This window comes from Paeniclostridium hominis, assembly GCF_014306135.1.
GTDB classification, from domain to species: Bacteria; Bacillota; Clostridia; order Peptostreptococcales; family Peptostreptococcaceae; genus Paraclostridium; species Paraclostridium hominis.
The window spans coordinates 307024-324366 of record NZ_JACRWD010000002.1; the positions used below are offsets into that span (position 1 = coordinate 307024).

Annotated in this window: 14 protein-coding genes; 2 read left to right on the top strand and 12 right to left on the bottom strand. The window is 28.6% G+C overall.

The genetic code is table 11. The annotated features are described in order from the left end of the window. Positions 1-7 precede the first annotated feature (7 nt). The 4 genes from H8891_RS09440 to H8891_RS09455 all read right to left on the bottom strand — a co-directional run bounded on the left by H8891_RS09440 (position 8) and on the right by H8891_RS09455 (position 4572). Positions 8-787 (bottom strand): tyrosine-protein phosphatase, encoded by a 780-nt coding sequence (locus tag H8891_RS09440; RefSeq protein WP_187006243.1) that lies wholly within the window; start codon positions 785-787, stop codon positions 8-10. A gap of 110 nt (positions 788-897) precedes the next feature. Continuing rightward, the gene (gene yfmH, locus H8891_RS09445) at positions 898-2184 is read right to left on the bottom strand and encodes an EF-P 5-aminopentanol modification-associated protein YfmH (protein WP_187006244.1); all 1287 of its coding nucleotides are present in this window, start codon (positions 2182-2184) and stop codon (positions 898-900) included. A 9-nt stretch (positions 2185-2193) separates the two neighbouring features. After that, the gene (yfmF, locus tag H8891_RS09450) at positions 2194-3456 is read right to left on the bottom strand and encodes an EF-P 5-aminopentanol modification-associated protein YfmF (protein ID WP_187006245.1); all 1263 of its coding nucleotides are present in this window, start codon (positions 3454-3456) and stop codon (positions 2194-2196) included. A 9-nt stretch (positions 3457-3465) separates the two neighbouring features. Beyond that, the gene (locus tag H8891_RS09455; RefSeq protein ID WP_187006246.1) at positions 3466-4572 is read right to left on the bottom strand and encodes a CbiX/SirB N-terminal domain-containing protein; all 1107 of its coding nucleotides are present in this window, start codon (positions 4570-4572) and stop codon (positions 3466-3468) included. A gap of 113 nt (positions 4573-4685) precedes the next feature. On the opposite strand from H8891_RS09455, the gene ychF reads away from it, so the two are divergent. Then, complete coding sequence (ychF, locus tag H8891_RS09460; protein WP_147543126.1) at positions 4686-5783, top strand: redox-regulated ATPase YchF; 1098 nt, start codon at positions 4686-4688, stop codon at positions 5781-5783. 48 nt (positions 5784-5831) lie between these two features. On the opposite strand, the gene H8891_RS09465 is transcribed toward ychF, so the two are convergent. The 3 genes from H8891_RS09465 to deoC form a co-directional block, all read right to left on the bottom strand. Next, positions 5832-7286, bottom strand: a complete 1455-nt coding sequence (locus H8891_RS09465; protein WP_187006247.1) for a UDP-N-acetylmuramoyl-L-alanyl-D-glutamate--2,6-diaminopimelate ligase — start codon at positions 7284-7286, stop codon at positions 5832-5834. Between the two features lie 154 nt (positions 7287-7440). After that, positions 7441-10977, bottom strand: a complete 3537-nt coding sequence (gene nifJ / locus H8891_RS09470) for a pyruvate:ferredoxin (flavodoxin) oxidoreductase (protein WP_147543124.1) — start codon at positions 10975-10977, stop codon at positions 7441-7443. Positions 10978-11212: 235 nt separating this feature from the next. Next, positions 11213-11884, bottom strand: coding sequence for a deoxyribose-phosphate aldolase (gene deoC / locus H8891_RS09475; RefSeq protein ID WP_187006248.1), 672 nt, complete (start codon positions 11882-11884; stop codon positions 11213-11215). A gap of 249 nt (positions 11885-12133) precedes the next feature. On the opposite strand from deoC, the gene H8891_RS09480 reads away from it, so the two are divergent. Beyond that, positions 12134-12514 (top strand): winged helix-turn-helix transcriptional regulator, encoded by a 381-nt coding sequence (locus H8891_RS09480; RefSeq protein ID WP_147543122.1) that lies wholly within the window; start codon positions 12134-12136, stop codon positions 12512-12514. Between the two features lie 81 nt (positions 12515-12595). Here the strand turns inward: H8891_RS09480 and pduL are convergent, their stop codons facing one another. The 5 genes from pduL to H8891_RS09505 form a co-directional block, all read right to left on the bottom strand. Further along, on the bottom strand, positions 12596-13165 hold the full coding sequence (gene pduL / locus H8891_RS09485) for a phosphate propanoyltransferase (RefSeq protein WP_187006249.1): 570 nt from the start codon (positions 13163-13165) through the stop codon (positions 12596-12598). A gap of 82 nt (positions 13166-13247) precedes the next feature. Next, a complete protein-coding gene (gene aroA, locus H8891_RS09490; protein WP_187006250.1) occupies positions 13248-14510 on the bottom strand; it encodes a 3-phosphoshikimate 1-carboxyvinyltransferase in 1263 nt (420 codons plus the stop codon). Continuing rightward, entirely contained in the window at positions 14503-15531 is a 1029-nt protein-coding gene (gene aroB / locus H8891_RS09495) for a 3-dehydroquinate synthase (protein WP_187006251.1), read from the bottom strand. Before aroB ends, aroA begins: the two co-directional genes overlap by 8 nt. After that, positions 15516-16688 (bottom strand): chorismate synthase, encoded by a 1173-nt coding sequence (aroC, locus tag H8891_RS09500; RefSeq protein WP_187006252.1) that lies wholly within the window; start codon positions 16686-16688, stop codon positions 15516-15518. The genes aroB and aroC overlap by 16 nt, the downstream gene beginning before the upstream one ends. Before the next feature lie 49 nt (positions 16689-16737). Then, entirely contained in the window at positions 16738-17340 is a 603-nt protein-coding gene (locus H8891_RS09505) for a flavodoxin family protein (protein ID WP_187006253.1), read from the bottom strand. Positions 17341-17343: the final 3 nt, after the last annotated feature.

Here is a 17343-nt window from a genome sequence, read left to right on the forward strand (position 1 = left end):
TTAATTCCTACCTTTTAAATAATCTTTTAAATAAACTCTTTTTCTCTACATACTTTTTAGGATTTATAAAATCTAAATCCTTATTGCTTAAAATATATTCTTGATTTTCTAAAAACAGCTTTTGAGAAATATCTTCTCCATACGATTTTTTTATATAATCATAAGTTTCTTTTATTAAAGGTCTTCTCTTTGTACTACTATGTGCATCTGTAGCTATAAAATGAACCATATCATTATCTAAAAGTATTTTAGTAGTTTTTTTAGCTTCAACTCCATTTTTACCTACTACACTAGATGCATTAATTTGTATTAAAGCACCTTCATTTATACAGTCATAAATTATATTAGGATCATCTTGTATTTTAGGATATCTTTCTACATGAGCTAATATAGGTATATACTTTCTCAATCTTATCTCATATACTATATCAACTAAATTATTTGGAAAATTATTAGGTGAAAACTCAATAAGTATATATTTACTATTGTTTAAACTATAAAAATCTAATTGATCAAAATTTTCAATCAAATCATATGTATAATACAATTCATTCCCTAATACAACTTCCACATCTATACCTTGAGTTTTTAATGTATCATTAAAATCATTAAGAATTTCAATTAATTCTTTACCCTTTTTAAATTTGAAATCAGGATGATAGTGAGATGTGTTAACTATCTTTTTTATACCTTCACTTTCTGCTATTTTAGCCATTTCTATTGATTCATCTAAGCTTTTAGAGCCATCATCAACATTCGGCAATATATGGCAATGTATATCTATCATTTAGCTATTACCTCCTTTATTATAAACTAAATAATACCATATTACCCATTAACCATCAATTTACTTTATTTTTTATATAAAAAAAGTGCTAAATTTTTAGCACTTTTTATCTATTTAGGCTCCACTATAGATATTACACAACTTTCTTCTCTTAAATGATTTTTTAATCTTTCTTCAACTTCTTTAAACTCAATTTCTTTTATAACTTCTAAATAATCAAGTAAATTTATATCTTTAAACTTATATGCTATGAAGTTATTTGCTATAAAGTTTACTGAATCAAAGCACTTTAAAAATTGTCCTATTTTTTTCTTTTTAACCCTATTAAAATCTAATTTTGATAATCCTTCTTTTTGATATTTATTTATATATTTTATTATTATATCCTTTACCTCTCTAGGATTATTAGATTCCCCTCCTATAATTGTATATCCATAATCAATTTGAGATGTAAACCCACATCCAAAGTTATCATTGATTAGACCTTTCATATATAATTCTTCAAAGGCTTCACTACCTCTTTTTAAAATCATATCTAATAATATTTCTGTAACAACTTCTTTTCTCAATAGTTCTTTACCTTTTATCCCTACATTACTATCTTTAAATCCTATATTAAACATAGACATAGATATCGGAAACTTTGCAACTATTTCTTTTTGATTAACAGTACTTGGTTCTTCAGGATAAAATCTCTTTATATCTGTTTTAAGTTTTTCTATATCATAATTATTACTTTTTCTTGCAATTTCCATAACTTTATCTGCTTCAACATCTCCTACAACAAATAAAGTCATATTTCCCGGGTTATAAAAAGTATTATAACATGTATATAACTCATCTTTTGTAATTTTATATATACTTTCCACAGTTCCTGCTATATCAACTTTAACTGGATAATTTACATACATAGCTTTCAAGCAGTTAAAATATACATTCCAATCTGGATCATCATTATACATTTTTATTTCTTGTTCAATTATCCCTTTTTCTTTTTCAACATTTTCTTCAGTAAAGTATGGAGTCTGTACATAATCTATTAAATGCTCTAAACTTTCATAAAAATTATCAGTGCATGAAAATAAATAAGCAGTCATAGTGAAATTTGTGTATGCATTTGCACTAGCTCCTAATTTAGAAAATTTATCAAATGCATTTCCTCCACCTGGTTGTTCAAACATTTTATGCTCTAAAAAATGTGCTATTCCTTCATTTACTCTAAGTTTATCCTTTTCATTTATAGGAATAAATTCCAAATCATTAGATCCATAATTAGTAGCTAATACTGCAAACTTTTTTGTAAATCCTTTTTTAGGCATGAAATATACATCAAGTCCATTTTGCAATTTTTCATAATAAACTTCTTCTTTTAATATATCATTAACTATCTTTTCCATATAGTCCTCCTAGTTTCTTAAGAAGTAAATAGTATCTAGTTGTAGCTTTTTAAAACTATTAACTATTTCTTCTTTAGTTACTTTGTCTATATAATTTATAATATCTTCTATATCTAAATTTGTTTTACTTATATCTTGAGCAAATCTAAAATCAGATAACCCACCTATACTATCTGTTAAAGCTCTCATAGAACTTATAAGTGATATCTTGCTATTTTCAAGTTCTTCATCTGTTATATTTCCTTCTACTATACTTTCTATTTGTTTTCTTATTAAATCCGTTGTTTTGTCATAGTTTTGAGTTTCTATACCTGATGATATATAAAGTATACCCTTATATTTTTCTACAGATGAATATATATAATAGCATAAGCTTTCTTTTTCTCTTATGTTCATAAACATCTTAGAGTGAGGCCCACCACCTAATATGTTACATCCTACTATTAATGAGTAGTAATTTTTATAATCTGCAAAATCTATATTTGTTCTATAACCCATAACTAGTTTACCTTGAGTTATATCCATCTTATCAACTATAGTCTTTACTGAGTCAACTTGTTTTTTATACTCTTCTCTAGGTATAGTTAATATAGTATCTCTTTCAAATTTAAATTTATCTTTAATAATTTCTATAACCTTTTTTTCATCAAATTCTCCTTCTACAACTATATCTATAGGTGATGTTTTTAAAATATTTTTATAATGGTCATATAACTCTTTTCCAGTTATAGATTCTATGTCCTCTATATATCCTTGTTCACTTATACTAAATCTTTCATCTTTGCACATTTCTTCAAAACATCTTTCAAGTGCAAATCTTCCTTTATCATTTATTTTTGCTTTAATTCTTTCAGCTAAATTTTGTTTTTCTAACTTAAGATATTTCTCACTAAATCCACCATCTTCTATTAATGGATTATTTATTATTTCATTTAAAAATTCTATAGCATCTGTAAATATAGGTTCATCTAAATATTGTTCATTAGTTGTTACTAATTTTATATTAAGAACTTGTCGCTCTCCTCTTTTGCTTGTATCCGCAAGAATAGATGCTCCATATAAATCCTCTAACTTATTAGATATATCTCTTAAAGTTTTATATTTATTACTTGAATTTGTTATCATATTTGGTATCAATGCATTTTTTGTAACTTCATTTTTGTCTAATATTCTTTGTATGTACACACTAACTAAATTTGTTTTAAATTTTTTAGACTGTATTAAAGTTAAATTTATATTATCATGCAAATTTATTTTCTTTATGCTATCCATATTATCCTCCTATTTTTTTATTAATGATATTTGAGTATATATTTCTTCAATTAATATTTTGACTTTATCTTTTGGGTCTATATAATGAAATTTAACTTCAGAAGTATCTAATTCTTGGAGTATACTTTCAACTAAGTTTTTATTATACATATTGTCAATTGTGCAGGTAGGAATTACTACATGTAATACATCTATTCCAAATTCTAGAAGTTGCTCCCCAGATTTTATTATATCGTTTTTATTATTTTCTAAAAGAGGTAATTTTATTTGAATTTCTGTATTTTTTTCTTTCTCTATGTAATATTTTATTTTTTCTCTAAAAATAATATCTTGTTCTAAATTATTTTCATCTTCTAACCCTATTAATAACACACCTGCATCTAAGTCTTTATTTTCTATATTTCCTAAAATTTCATTTTTATACGATTTTGCTAAATTATTTGATTTATAAAATACATCTGTTAACTCTACATTTATTCCATATTTACTAAGTTCCATCTTTTGCAACCTACTTTTAAATACTTCAAAGTCTTTACCCTCTGTTATAAACATCGGACACAATACTATATCTTTATAGCCTAATGATATAACTTCTTTTAAAGAATTTTCAAAATATGGTTTAGTATACATATATGAGTTAACTACTTTATATTTATTACCTAACTTTTCTCTTAAACCTACTGATATTTCATTTGCTGTATCTTTGAAATCACTTGATCCCAAGTTTTCATAATAACCTTTATATTTATATAAATTATATAAAACATTTATATATGATTTATACTTTTGCTCAAAATAAATCTCATTAGTCCTTTCGCTTAGATTGTAATTTCTTTCTTCTCCATCATATAAAAGCATAACTAAAGTTTCTTCTTGAGTATCTCCTATATCTGTAATATTAGGGTCTATATCATCTTTTACAAATAATACTAAAGATATATTAATAATAAAAAAAGATATCAAGAGCCCCACTAAAACATTTTTATAGTGATTTTCATAATATACAAAATAAGTATAAATTACAATTGTCGCAGCTATAATAAATATATTTTCCATATACCCATCAAATATAATACTCAATCCTAATAATATACCAAAGCACATTGGTATTCCCATTAAATCATCTCCATCAAAAGTATAGTTTGCATCACCAATATATATGATGTATAATTAGAATGTATGTCTAAATTAAAATAAATACGAGACTTAAGAAGAGAGGAAGATATAATATGAAATTAGGTATAGTTGGTTTACCAAATGTAGGTAAAAGTACACTATTTAATGCGATAACTCAAGCAGGTGCGGAGTCTGCTAACTACCCTTTCTGTACAATAGAGCCTAACGTAGGTGTTGTAGCTGTTCCAGATGAAAGATTAGAGCAATTAAGACAATTATATGACTCTAAAAAGATTGTACCTACTGCTATAGAATTTTGTGATATAGCAGGTTTAGTTAGAGGTGCTTCTAAAGGTGAGGGTCTTGGAAATAAATTCTTATCTCATATAAGAGAGGTTGATGCAATAGTACACGTTGTTAGATGCTTTGAAGATCCTAACGTTGTACATGTTGATGGTTCTGTAGATCCTTTAAGAGATATAGAAACTATAAACTTAGAGTTAATTTTCTCTGATATAGAAATATTAGAAAGAAGAATTCAAAAAACTCAAAAAGCTGCTAAAGCTGATAAAAGTTTAGCTTCTGAACTTGAATTCTTAAAAGAAATAATGGCTACTTTAGAAGATAGTAAATGTGTTAGAACTATGGAATTCACTGAAGAACAACAAATATTTGTTAATTCATTAAATTTACTTACTTCTAAGCCAGTAATTTATGCTACTAATGTTAGTGAAGATGATTTAGCTGATGAAGCTGAAAATAATGAATATGTTAATAAAGTTAGAGAATTCGCTGCAACTGAAAATGCTGAAGTTGTTGTTGTATGTGCTCAAATAGAAGCTGAAATAGCTGAACTTGACACTGATGAAGAAAAGAAAGAATTCTTAGAGACATTAGGACTTGAGCAATCAGGACTTGATAAACTTATAAAATCTTCATATGCATTACTTGGATTAATATCTTACTTAACAGCTGGACCTCAAGAGGTTAGAGCTTGGACTATAAAAGTTGGTACTAAAGCTCCTCAAGCTGGTGGTAAAATACACTCTGATATAGAAAGAGGATTCATAAGAGCGGAAACTATAGCATTTGATGATTTAGTTAACGTTGGAACTATGACTGCTGCAAAAGATAAAGGATTAGTTAGACTTGAAGGTAAAGAATATATAGTTAAAGATGGAGATGTTATATTATTCAGATTTAACGTTTAATATAATAAAAAATCAGTAAAGTGAAAATTCACCTTACTGATTTTTTTATTATTTCATATTTAAAAATTCATTTGCTATTTCTTTATCATCAAAATGATGTTTAACTTTACCTATTATTTGATAGTTTTCATGACCCTTACCAGCTATTAATATTACATCATCCTTTTCTGCAATTTCTATAGCAGTTTTTATAGCTTCTTTTCTATCTTCTACAATTTTATAATTTTCTTTAGATTTATCTAAACCTTTTAATATATCATCTATTATAAGTTTAGGATCTTCTGTTCTAGGATTATCAGATGTTACTATACATATATCTGAATACTTTTGAGCTATATCTCCCATTAAAGGTCTTTTTGTAGTATCTCTATCTCCACCACATCCAAATACTGTTATTATTTTGTTTTTAGCAAATTCTTTTGCTGTTTTTATTACATTTTCTAACGCATCTGGAGTATGAGCATAATCAACTATTACACTTATACCTGTATCATTTGATATGGCTTCAAATCTACCAGCTACACCACCTGTGTTTTTTAATCCATTTATAACAACATCTTTATCTATTCCTAATGCATAGCAAGTTGCTATAACTGCTAATGTATTGTAAACTGTAAATTTACCTGGTACAGGCACAAACACATCTTCTTCATATGTTGGAGTTATTAGTTTGTATGAAACTCCTCTAGCTTCTATTTTTATATCTTTTGCCATAAAATCAGCTTTATTTTCTATTCCATATGAATAACATTTTACATCTAAATCTTTTATATTTTTATAAATATCTTGTCCACCTTTATCATCAATATTTATTATATTAGCATTTGTTGTCATATAAAATAATTTTTCTTTAGCTTTTCTATAGTCTTCTAAATCTTTATGGAAATCTAAGTGATCTGGTGTTAAGTTAGTAAATACCCCTACTTTATATTTAGTTTGTGCAACTCTATTTAATGCTAGTGCATGAGATGAAACTTCCATTGCACAGTATTTACATCCATTGTCTATCATTTGATTAAAGTAATTTTGTAAATCAACGCTTTCTGGAGTTGTAGAATTTGATTCAACTTCATTATCTCCATCAAATATTTTAATTGTTCCTATTAATCCTACTTTATTATTAGCAGATGTTAGTATTTCATTTAAAAATGTTGTTATACTAGTTTTTCCGTTTGTTCCAGTAACCCCTATAACATCAAATCTTTGACTTGGATGATTGTAAAAATTATCTGCTATTTTAGCCATGTCTTCTCTTGTATTTTTAACTTTTATAAAAGTTGCGTCATCTCTATTTATATCTTCTTCTACTAAGAATGCTTTAGCTCCATTTTCAATAGCCTTATCTATAAATTTATGTCCATCAACAGTAAAACCTTTAACGCATATAAATAATCCATTATTTGTTACTTTTCTCGAATCATATTGAATGTTATCTATTTGTATATCTAAACTACCTTTAGTATCTAATATTTCTAAGCCATCTATCACTTCTCTTAGTAACATAAAATTTTACCTTCTTTCAATAAAAAAATTTATACTCATACTATTATATAATAATAATAATAAAATATAAATTGTCTTGTGTGCTATTTTTTATTGCAAAAAATGCAAAATAAAAAATAGAGAGGAGTACTCCTCTCTATTTTTATTAATTAGATTAATATTGAGCTAATCTCTTATAGCTTTCATATCTATCTTTTGAACTTTGTTCTGCTGCTTCGAATAATTCCTCAGCTACATCTGGGAATTGTTTAGCTATAGCAGCATATCTTACTTGTTTCATTAAGAAGTCTCTGAAGCTTTCAGTTGGCTCTTTAGAATCTAATGTAAATGGATTCTTACCTTCAGCTTTTAAAGTTGGGTTGAATCTGTATAAATGCCAGTATCCACACTTAACAGCTTGCTCTATGTTAGCTTGAGCTCTTCCCATACCTTCTTTTAATCCATGAGATATACATGGTGAGTAAGCTATTATTAATGATGGTCCATCATATTTCTCAGCTTCTACTACAGCCTTGATTAATTGATTCTTATCAGCACCCATACCAACTTGTGCTACGTATACATTTCCGTAAGACATAGCCATCATACCTAAATCTTTCTTTCTAGATCTCTTACCTGCTGCTGCGAACTTAGCCATTGCTGCAATTGGAGTAGATTTAGATGCTTGACCACCTGTATTAGAATATATCTCAGTATCGAATACTAATACATTTACATTTTCACCAGAAGCAAGAACGTGATCTAATCCACCGTAACCGATGTCATAAGCCCATCCGTCTCCTCCAAGTATCCATTGAGATCTCTTGATTAAGTAATCTTTTCTAGCTTCTATTTCAGCAACTAATGCTTTTATTTCAGCATTTTCTATATTATGAGCATTTGCTAATACTTCAAGTACTTTTTCACTTGCTTTAACAGATGCTTCACTGTCTTCTTTATTTTCTAACCAGTTAGTGAATGCTTCTCTAGCTGCATCACATATATCCATAGATACTAATGTTTCCATAGTTTCAGCTAATTTAGCTCTCATTTGTTTAACACCTAAGAACATTCCGTATCCATACTCTGCATTATCCTCAAATAATGAGTTTGCCCAAGATGGACCTTTACCTTCATGGTTAACAGTGTATGGAGTTGATGGAGCTGATCCTCCCCATATAGAAGAACATCCAGTAGCATTTGCTATCATCATTCTATCTCCGAATAATTGAGTTACTAACTTGATGTATGGAGTTTCTCCACATCCAGCACAAGCTCCTGAGAATTCCATAAGTGGTTGTCTAAATTGACTTCCTTTAACTGTAGTTGGAGCCATTATATCTCCTTTTACAGAAACTTTCTTAGTATCAACTGCAAATGCCCAGTTTTCAACTTCAGCTTCTTGAGTATCAAGAGGCTTCATAACTAAAGCTTTTTCTTTAGCTGGACATATGTCAGCACAGTTTCCACATCCTGTACAGTCCATTGGACTTACTTGCATTCTGTATTGTAATCCTTCAAATCCTTTACCTATAGCTTTTTTAGTTTCGAATTTTTCAGGAGCATTTTTCATTTCTTCTTCATTAACTAATACTGGTCTTATACATGCATGAGGACAGATATAAGCACATTGGTTACATTGTATACAGTTATCAACTATCCATTCTGGAACATTTACTGCTACTCCTCTTTTTTCGTATGCAGCTAATCCACATGGGAATGTACCATCTTCTACTCCATTGAATGTACTTACTGGTAAATTGTCACCTTCTTGTGCATTCATAGGTCTTACTATATTTTTTACGAAATCTGGTTCATTTACTTCTGTTTTGCTTTCTTCTTTAGCATCTGCCCATTCAGCTGGTACATTAACTTTAACTAAAGAGTTCATACCTGCTTCAACAGCTTTGTAGTTCATGTTAACTATTTTTTCACCTTTTTTACCGTAAGCTTTCTTTATAGAATCTTTTAAGTATTCTACAGCATCAGCTTCTGGTATTATTTGAGCTAACTTGAAGAATGCAGATTGCATTATCATGTTTATTCTGTTTCCAAGTCCTATTTCTTGTCCTAACTTAGTACCATTTACTGTATAGAATTGGATATCATTTTTAGCTATATAGTTTTTCATAGCTGCTGGTAAATGTTCATTTAACTCAGCTTCATTCCATATAGTGTTAAGTACGAATACTCCACCTTTTTTTAATCCTTTTAATAAATCATATTGATATACATATGACTGGTTATGACAAGCAATGTAATCTGCTTCGTCTATTAAATAAGTTGATCTTATAGGAGCATCTCCAAATCTTAAGTGAGACATTGTTATACCACCAGATTTTTTAGAGTCATATGCAAAGTAAGCTTGAGCATACTTCTCAGTGTTATCTCCTATTATTTTTATAGCTTGTTTATTTGCTCCAACTGTACCATCAGAACCTAATCCCCAGAATTTACATCTTACAGTTCCTTTTTGAGCTATTTTTAACTCATCTGCTAAATCTAAAGAAGTATTAGTAACATCATCAACTATACCTAATGTAAATTGATCTTTAGGATTTTCTGATTTTAAGTTTTCATAAACTGTTTTTATATGTGTAGGAGTAGTATCTTTTGATCCTAATCCGTATCTTCCACCTATTATCATAGGAGCATTTTCATTTCCATAATATACTGATTTAACATCTAGGTATAACGGCTCTCCAGTTGCTCCTGGTTCTTTAGTTCTATCTAATACACATATTCTTTCAACTGTTGAAGGCATTGCATCTACGAAATGCTTCATTGAGAAAGGTCTGTATAAATGAACTTTAACTAAACCATATTTTTCGCCTTGAGCATTTAATGCATCTATAGTTTCTTCTATAGCTTCTGTTACAGATCCCATAGCTACTATTACATACTTAGCATCTTCTGCTCCGTAGTAATCAAATAATCCATGTTTTCTTCCAGTTAACTCAGACATTTGGTTCATGTATTTTTCAACTATTCCTACTATATCATTGTAATATTTATTTGAAGCTTCTCTTGTTTGGAAGTATATATCAGGGTTTTGTGCTGTACCACGAGTAACAGGGTGATTTGGAGATAAAGCTCTATTTCTGAACTCTTGAACAGCTTCCATATTTAATAATTTAGCATAATCTTCATTTTCTAATAATTCAACTTTTTGTATTTCGTGAGATGTTCTAAATCCATCAAAGAAATGTATAAATGGTAATCTACCTTCTATTGCAGCTAAGTGTGCAACTGGTGCTATATCAGCAACTTCTTGAACTGATCCAGAAGCTAATAATACACATCCTGTTTGTCTTGCAGACATAACGTCTTGGTGGTCACCAAATATTGATAATGCTTGTGATGCTAACGCACGAGCACTTACGTGGAATACTCCAGGTAATAATTCTCCAGCTACTTTATACATATTTGGTATCATTAATAATAGACCTTGAGATGCAGTGAATGTAGTTGTTAATGCTCCAGCTTGTAATGAACCGTGGAATGCTCCAGCAGCACCTGCTTCTGATTGCATTTCTACAACACTAACCTTTTGTCCAAATATATTTTTTCTTCCTTGTGCAGCCCATTCGTCCACAACTTCTGCCATCGTAGATGATGGAGTTATTGGGTATATTGCAGCTACATCTGTAAATGCATATGCAACATGAGCAGCAGCAGTGTTACCATCTACTGTTTTCATAAATTTTGCCATAGTATGTATCCTCCTTGTATATTCCTCCCAAAATAGCTTTATAAAATTACTATATTGAGTAAATATTTTGAATAGTAAAGATTTCTAATTAATACCTTCAATATTAACTTACAAAATCCTTCTATACTTAATTTATATTTTTGTTTTTTGTATACTTAAAAGTTCAATATTCTAGTATACTTACTTTATATGTATACCCACTTTTGTATACTTAAAACATTTTTTAACAAATTTTTTAATATCCACTTGTTTGAGAGTCTTCACCTTTAGTAATTGCAACAGATGCACTAGCTCCAATTCTTGAGCATCCAGCTTCTATAACAGCTTTAGCATCTTCTTGGTTTCTAACCCCTCCTGAAGCTTTTACTCCTATATTAGGTCCTACAACTTCTCTCATAAGTTTTATATCTTCTGGAGTTGAACCACCTGTTCCAAATCCTGTTGATGTTTTTACAAAATCAGCTCCAGCTTTAACTGATAATTCACAAGCTATTTTCTTTTCTTCATCAGTTAAATAACAAGTTTCTATTATTACCTTTACTAAAGCTTTCTTATCAGCTGCATCTACAACTGCTTTGATGTCATTTAAAACATAGTCATAATTTTTATCTTTTAGCGCTCCTATGTTTATAACCATATCTACTTCATCTGCACCCTTTTTTATAGCATCTTTTGTTTCAAAAGCCTTAACTTCTGATGTATTAGCCCCTAAAGGGAATCCTATAACAGTACATACCTTAACATCTGAACCTTCTAATTCTTTTTTTGCAAGTTCTATATTTGCTGGGTTTATACATACTGAAAAGAAGTTATACTCTTTTGCTTCCTTGCATAGTACTTTTACATCTTCTTTAGTTGCAAAAGCCTTTAAAATTGTGTGATCAATCATTTTTGCTATATTATTCATAAATCTTTCTCCTTTTTTTTATAATGCTATTTAATTATATCAAATGTGAATACGTTTTTGTATATACATTATTATAATCATAATTTATAAATAAATATATTTTTATTTAATTTTTTAAAGGGGCTATTTAATAGATAGCTTATTCATTTAATGGTATAATAGTATCAGTTATAAAAATTTATAACAAGTAGGTACTTTTTCGTTTTATAGTATCTAAAAGTATACTATTATAGATTTAAGGTGGTTATAATGAAAATTCAACTAGAAGTTCAAGATCATTCTCAGTGCCATATGAATGAGCGTTGTAATAAGTATGAAACGTGTCCTATAAATTTAGTACATAAAATAATTTCAGGGAAATGGAAGATATTGATTCTTTGGTATTTATCTGCTAATCCACTTAGATTTAGTGATTTAAGAAGAAAGCTTCCTGACGTTACACAAAAAATGTTAACACAGCAATTAAGAAACCTTGAGGCTCATAATATTATATATAGAAAGGTATATCCTGTTGTACCTCCAAGAGTAGAATACGGTTTAACCAAGACTGGTGAAAAGCTAATACCTATATTAGAATCTATGTATAGCTTTGGGATTGATTATCTTAAAAACAATGATTTAGATTTTTAAATACTTATTATAAAGCTAATAAATAACTAATAATATAAATAAAAAAAGTATGTGAAAAGTCACATACTTTTTTTATTTATATTATTCAGCTATTAATTCTACCATTTCTCCGTTTTTAACAGCTGCTGCGTTTCCTTCTTCAACGTCTACGTGCATTTCTAATGCAAAGTTAGCATTAGCTCTTACTAATACATTTTCGAATACTACAGCTCTTGGTCCAGAAGTTCTAACTTTTACCATTTGCTTATCTTGTACTCCAAATTTAGCTGCATCATCAAGGCTCATGTGTATATGTCTTGAAGCAACTATAACACCTTCTGTTAATTCAACTTCTCCTACTGGTCCAACTAATTTTACTCCTGGAGTTCCTTCTATGTCACCAGATTCTCTTATTGGAGCTTTAACTCCTAAAGCAAATCCGTCTGATAAAGATATTTCAACTTGTGTGCTAGGTCTAGCTGGTCCTAAAACTCTAACTCCTTTTATAGTTCCTTTAGGTCCTACTAAATCAACTTTTTCTTCACAAGCGTATTGTCCTGGTTGGCTTAATGGCTTTAACTCCACTAATTGATGCCCTGCTCCAAATAATACTTCTATATCAGCTTGACTTAAATGAACGTGTCTATTTGATAGTGCTATTGGTAATTTCATTTTCAAAGTCCTCCTAAATTTTTTTAAATATTGCAATACAATTATACATAATATTCCTAATAAAATCAAATTTTATTCTAATTTACTTTAATAAAGTATTTAACAAATTAAAGTAACCAGGAAAAGATATATCGATACAAGTTGTATTATCTATATATGTTTTTCCTTTAGATATCAATGATGCAACAGAAAATGCCATAGCTATTCTATGATCATTAAATGCTTTTATTTTTGCACCTTTTAATTCACATTTTCCATTTATTACCATGCCATCTTCCAATTCTTCGATATCCGCTCCCATATTTTTTAGGTTATCTACAATTGCTTTTATTCTATTACTTTCTTTAACTTTTAATTCTTTTGCATCTTTTATTATAGTTGTTCCTTCTGCTTGAGTTGCTAAAACTGCTATTACAGGTATTTCATCTATTAACCTTGGTATTAAATCTGAATCTATAGTAGTTGCTGTTAAATTGTCACTATACCTAATTATTAAGTCCCCTACTATTTCGCCTCCAACTAATCTTTTATCTACAATTTCAAAGTTACCATTCATTGATTTTAATACATCTAGTATGCCAGTTCTTGTTTCATTTAATCCTACATTTTTAATTATAACTTCTGAACCTTTAACTATACTTGCAGCTACTATAATAAATGCAGCTGAAGAAATATCTCCTGCCACATTTATATTTCCTACTGAATAAAGTTCATCAATAGGACTTACATCTATTTTTAGTCCATCAGTTTTTATGTTTGCTCCAAAAGAATTTAGCATTATCTCAGTATGATTTCTACTTTTTGACTTTTCAATTATAGTACTAGCCTCATTTGCATATAAAGAAGCTAATATTATAGATGATTTTACTTGAGCAGATGCAACTGGCATATTATAATTAATTCCATTTAAATTACCACCGTGTATTTTTATCGGTATATAATTTGCATCATCTTTGCCATCTATACTACATCCCATTAACCTTAATGGATCTGTAACCCTCTTCATAGGTCTTTTTCCTATTGATTCATCACCTATTATAGTAGAATTAAAATCATTTCCTGCAAGTATACCCATCATAAGTCTTATCGTCGTTCCTGAATTACCTACATCTAAAATGTCTATAGGTTTTTTAAGACCTCTAAGCCCAACTCCTTTTACTAAAACTTCTTTACTATTTACAGATATATCTACTCCCATTTTTCTAAAACAATCAACTGTACTTAAACAATCTTGTCCCATAAGGAAATTACTTATTCTTGTAGTTCCCTTTGCTATTGAAGAAAACATTATAGCCCTATGCGATATAGATTTATCTCCTATTAATTCAAAACTTCCTTTAAGCATTAATGCACCTCTTTATTACATCTAATATTTCATCATCTTTTATATCATCAAATACCTTAACTTTTCCTCTTCCTACAGGGATGACTAAATTGATGTTTCCAAAGCTATTTTTTTTATCACTTTTCATTATTTCTAATATTTCATAAATATCAGCATTTTCAAATTTAGTAGGTAAATTTAATAATTTAGAAACACTAATAAACTCTTCATAATAATCTTCTTCTATAAATCCTTTATCTAAAGCTATCATAAAAGCCATATTAGTCCCTATATTAACAGCAAATCCATGACTTAAATTACATAACTTTTCTATTCCATGTCCAAACGTATGTCCTAAATTTAAAATTTTTCTAAGTCCACTTTCTTTTTCATCTTTATTTACTACTTCCCATTTTATGTCCGTACATTTTTTTATAATATTAAATAAAACGACCTCATCTTTATTTAAAATACTTTCCGAATTATTTTTTATATATTTAAGAAAGTCATAATCATATATAAATGCATATTTTAAAGCTTCACCTAATCCACCTAAATATTCTTTATCATTTAGGGATTTTAGAGAATTTACATTTATATATGTAAATTTAGGTTGATAAAAGGTTCCTATTATATTTTTTATATTTCCTATGTTTATACCAGTTTTACCACCTACTGACGAGTCAACTTGAGCTAGTAGCGTTGTTGGTACTTGAACTAAATCTATTCCTCTCATGTATGTAGATGCAACAAATCCAGCCAAATCTCCTACAACTCCACCACCTAAAGCAACTACCAGTGATTTTCTTGTTATATTTGTTTTTATACAAAACTTTATTATTTTTTCATATATAGATAATAACTTGGATTCTTCTCCACTTTCCACTATAAATACTTCTATAAAACTATGATTTATATTTTTTATAAAATTAGAAAATTGATATTTATGTACATTTTTATCAGTTATTATTAATACTTTATCGTATTTATTTTCTAATTTAAAGTTATTGTAATTGTAGTCAATTATTATAGATTTTTCCATCCTATATCACCTAACCTATTCATATATGAAGTATAACTTTTCTTTATATCTTCTATATTATCTTTACCGAATTTTTCTAGGAAAAATTGTAATATTACAAATGCTACTACATTTTCACATACAATACTACACGCTGGCACCGCACAAGTATCTGACCTTTCAACTGTTGCTTTATAATTTTCAAGTGTATTTATATTTATTGAATTTAGTGGTTTATATAATGTTGGTATAGGTTTCATGGCACATCTTATTAATATCTCATCTCCAGTGGTCATTCCACCTTCTATACCACCTAATCTATTAGTTTCTCTATAAATTCCTTTTTCTTTATTGTAAAATATTTCATCCATAACATCAGAGCCTTTTTTACTTGCAACTTCAAACCCAATACCTATTTCTACACCCTTTATAGCTTGTATACTCATAATATTCATAGCTATATGTGCATCAATCTTTTTGTCATAATGAATGTATGATCCAAGTCCAGGAGGAACATTTTTAACTCTAATTTCTATAATTCCACCTAAAGTGTCTTTATTTTCTTTTGCAAAATCTATTTCTTTAATCATAAGCTTTTCTATATTCTTGTCTACACATCTTACTTCACTAGAATCAACATTATCTTTTATATAATTAAAATCATATATTTTGTCTATTTCAGCATCACCTATTTTTACTATATGTGATGCAAATTCTATATTAAATTGTTTGAGTACTTGTTTACATAAAGCTCCAACTGCAACCCTACTTGCTGTTTCTCTGGCACTAGATCTTTCCAAGACATTTCGTGCATCATCAAAATCATACTTTAATGCACCAACTAAATCAGCATGTCCTGGTCTTACATTATTAACTTTTTTAGTTTCTCTATCTATATCATCAACCGGATTCATATACTTAGTCCAATTTTCATAATCCCTATTCATTATTTGTATAGCTATTGGACTTCCTATAGTAACTTTGCCTCTCATTCCACTTAGTATTTCTACTTTATCACTTTCTATTTTCATACGTCCACCACGTCCATATCCTGATTGACGCTTTTTCATTTCTAGATTTATTTCATCTATATCTACTAATACATTAGCTGGAATTCCTTCTACTATAGAAGTTAAACACTTACCATGAGATTCTCCGCTAGTTATATATCTAAGCATAATTTATACTCCTTTCCAGTATATTTTATGTTACAAAAAGAGCTTGTTTTTACCCAAGCTCTTTTATACTTTCTACGTAAAGATTTATATATTTATCTACCTTGTTTTTGGCATAATCATTTTTATTAAAGCATAACTTATCACTACTATCTATATAACAATTATATAATAGTTTAGTATTTATGCTTTTAAAGAAAAAGTCCATTACTATTTGTCCACCTTTAAATTGCGACTTATACGGCTCACTTCCCCCTACTGCAATATACATACCTACTCGCTTTTTATTTCTATCTATAGAAGGCTTTTTAAGTATATATTTACTTGCATATATCGCTTGAGTTCTATCAACAACAGTTTTAACTTTTGCTGATATGCAATCAAAATGAACCGGACTTACAACTATAGTCCCACTAGCTTTATCAAACATGTCATACATCGGACTCATATCATCTTTAAATTTACAGTATCCTGTTTTCTCACAAAACCCACAAGCAGTACAGTACTCTATATTCATATTATATATGTCAAAAACCTTGTAAGTTATATCATTTTCATTTAATTCTTTTATTATATTATTTATTATACTAACACAGTTTTTATTTTTCCGTGGACTTCCATTTATTATTAAAATTTCAGGATTAACCTTATTCATATG

Excerpts from the sequence above, each read along its gene's own strand:
- deoC (WP_187006248.1), bottom strand. The coding sequence starts at position 11,884 with ATGAATAATATAGCAAAAATGATTGATCACACAATTTTAAAGGCTTTT.
- H8891_RS09455 (WP_187006246.1), bottom strand. The coding sequence starts at position 4,572 with ATGGGAATACCAATGTGCTTTGGTATATTATTAGGATTGAGTATTATA.
- aroA (WP_187006250.1), bottom strand. The coding sequence starts at position 14,510 with ATGCTTAAAGGAAGTTTTGAATTAATAGGAGATAAATCTATATCGCAT.
- aroC (WP_187006252.1), bottom strand. The coding sequence starts at position 16,688 with ATGCTTAGATATATAACTAGCGGAGAATCTCATGGTAAGTGTTTAACT.
- pduL (WP_187006249.1), bottom strand. The coding sequence starts at position 13,165 with ATGAAATTACCAATAGCACTATCAAATAGACACGTTCATTTAAGTCAA.
- yfmF (WP_187006245.1), bottom strand. The coding sequence starts at position 3,456 with ATGGATAGCATAAAGAAAATAAATTTGCATGATAATATAAATTTAACT.
- yfmH (WP_187006244.1), bottom strand. The coding sequence starts at position 2,184 with ATGGAAAAGATAGTTAATGATATATTAAAAGAAGAAGTTTATTATGAA.
- H8891_RS09440 (WP_187006243.1), bottom strand. The coding sequence starts at position 787 with ATGATAGATATACATTGCCATATATTGCCGAATGTTGATGATGGCTCT.
- nifJ (WP_147543124.1), bottom strand. The coding sequence starts at position 10,977 with ATGGCAAAATTTATGAAAACAGTAGATGGTAACACTGCTGCTGCTCAT.
- aroB (WP_187006251.1), bottom strand. The coding sequence starts at position 15,531 with ATGGAAAAATCTATAATAATTGACTACAATTACAATAACTTTAAATTA.
- H8891_RS09505 (WP_187006253.1), bottom strand. The coding sequence starts at position 17,340 with ATGAATAAGGTTAATCCTGAAATTTTAATAATAAATGGAAGTCCACGG.
- H8891_RS09465 (WP_187006247.1), bottom strand. The coding sequence starts at position 7,286 with ATGTTACTAAGAGAAGTGATAGATGGCTTAGAAATATTAGATACTAAA.
- ychF (WP_147543126.1), top strand. The coding sequence starts at position 4,686 with ATGAAATTAGGTATAGTTGGTTTACCAAATGTAGGTAAAAGTACACTA.
- H8891_RS09480 (WP_147543122.1), top strand. The coding sequence starts at position 12,134 with ATGAAAATTCAACTAGAAGTTCAAGATCATTCTCAGTGCCATATGAAT.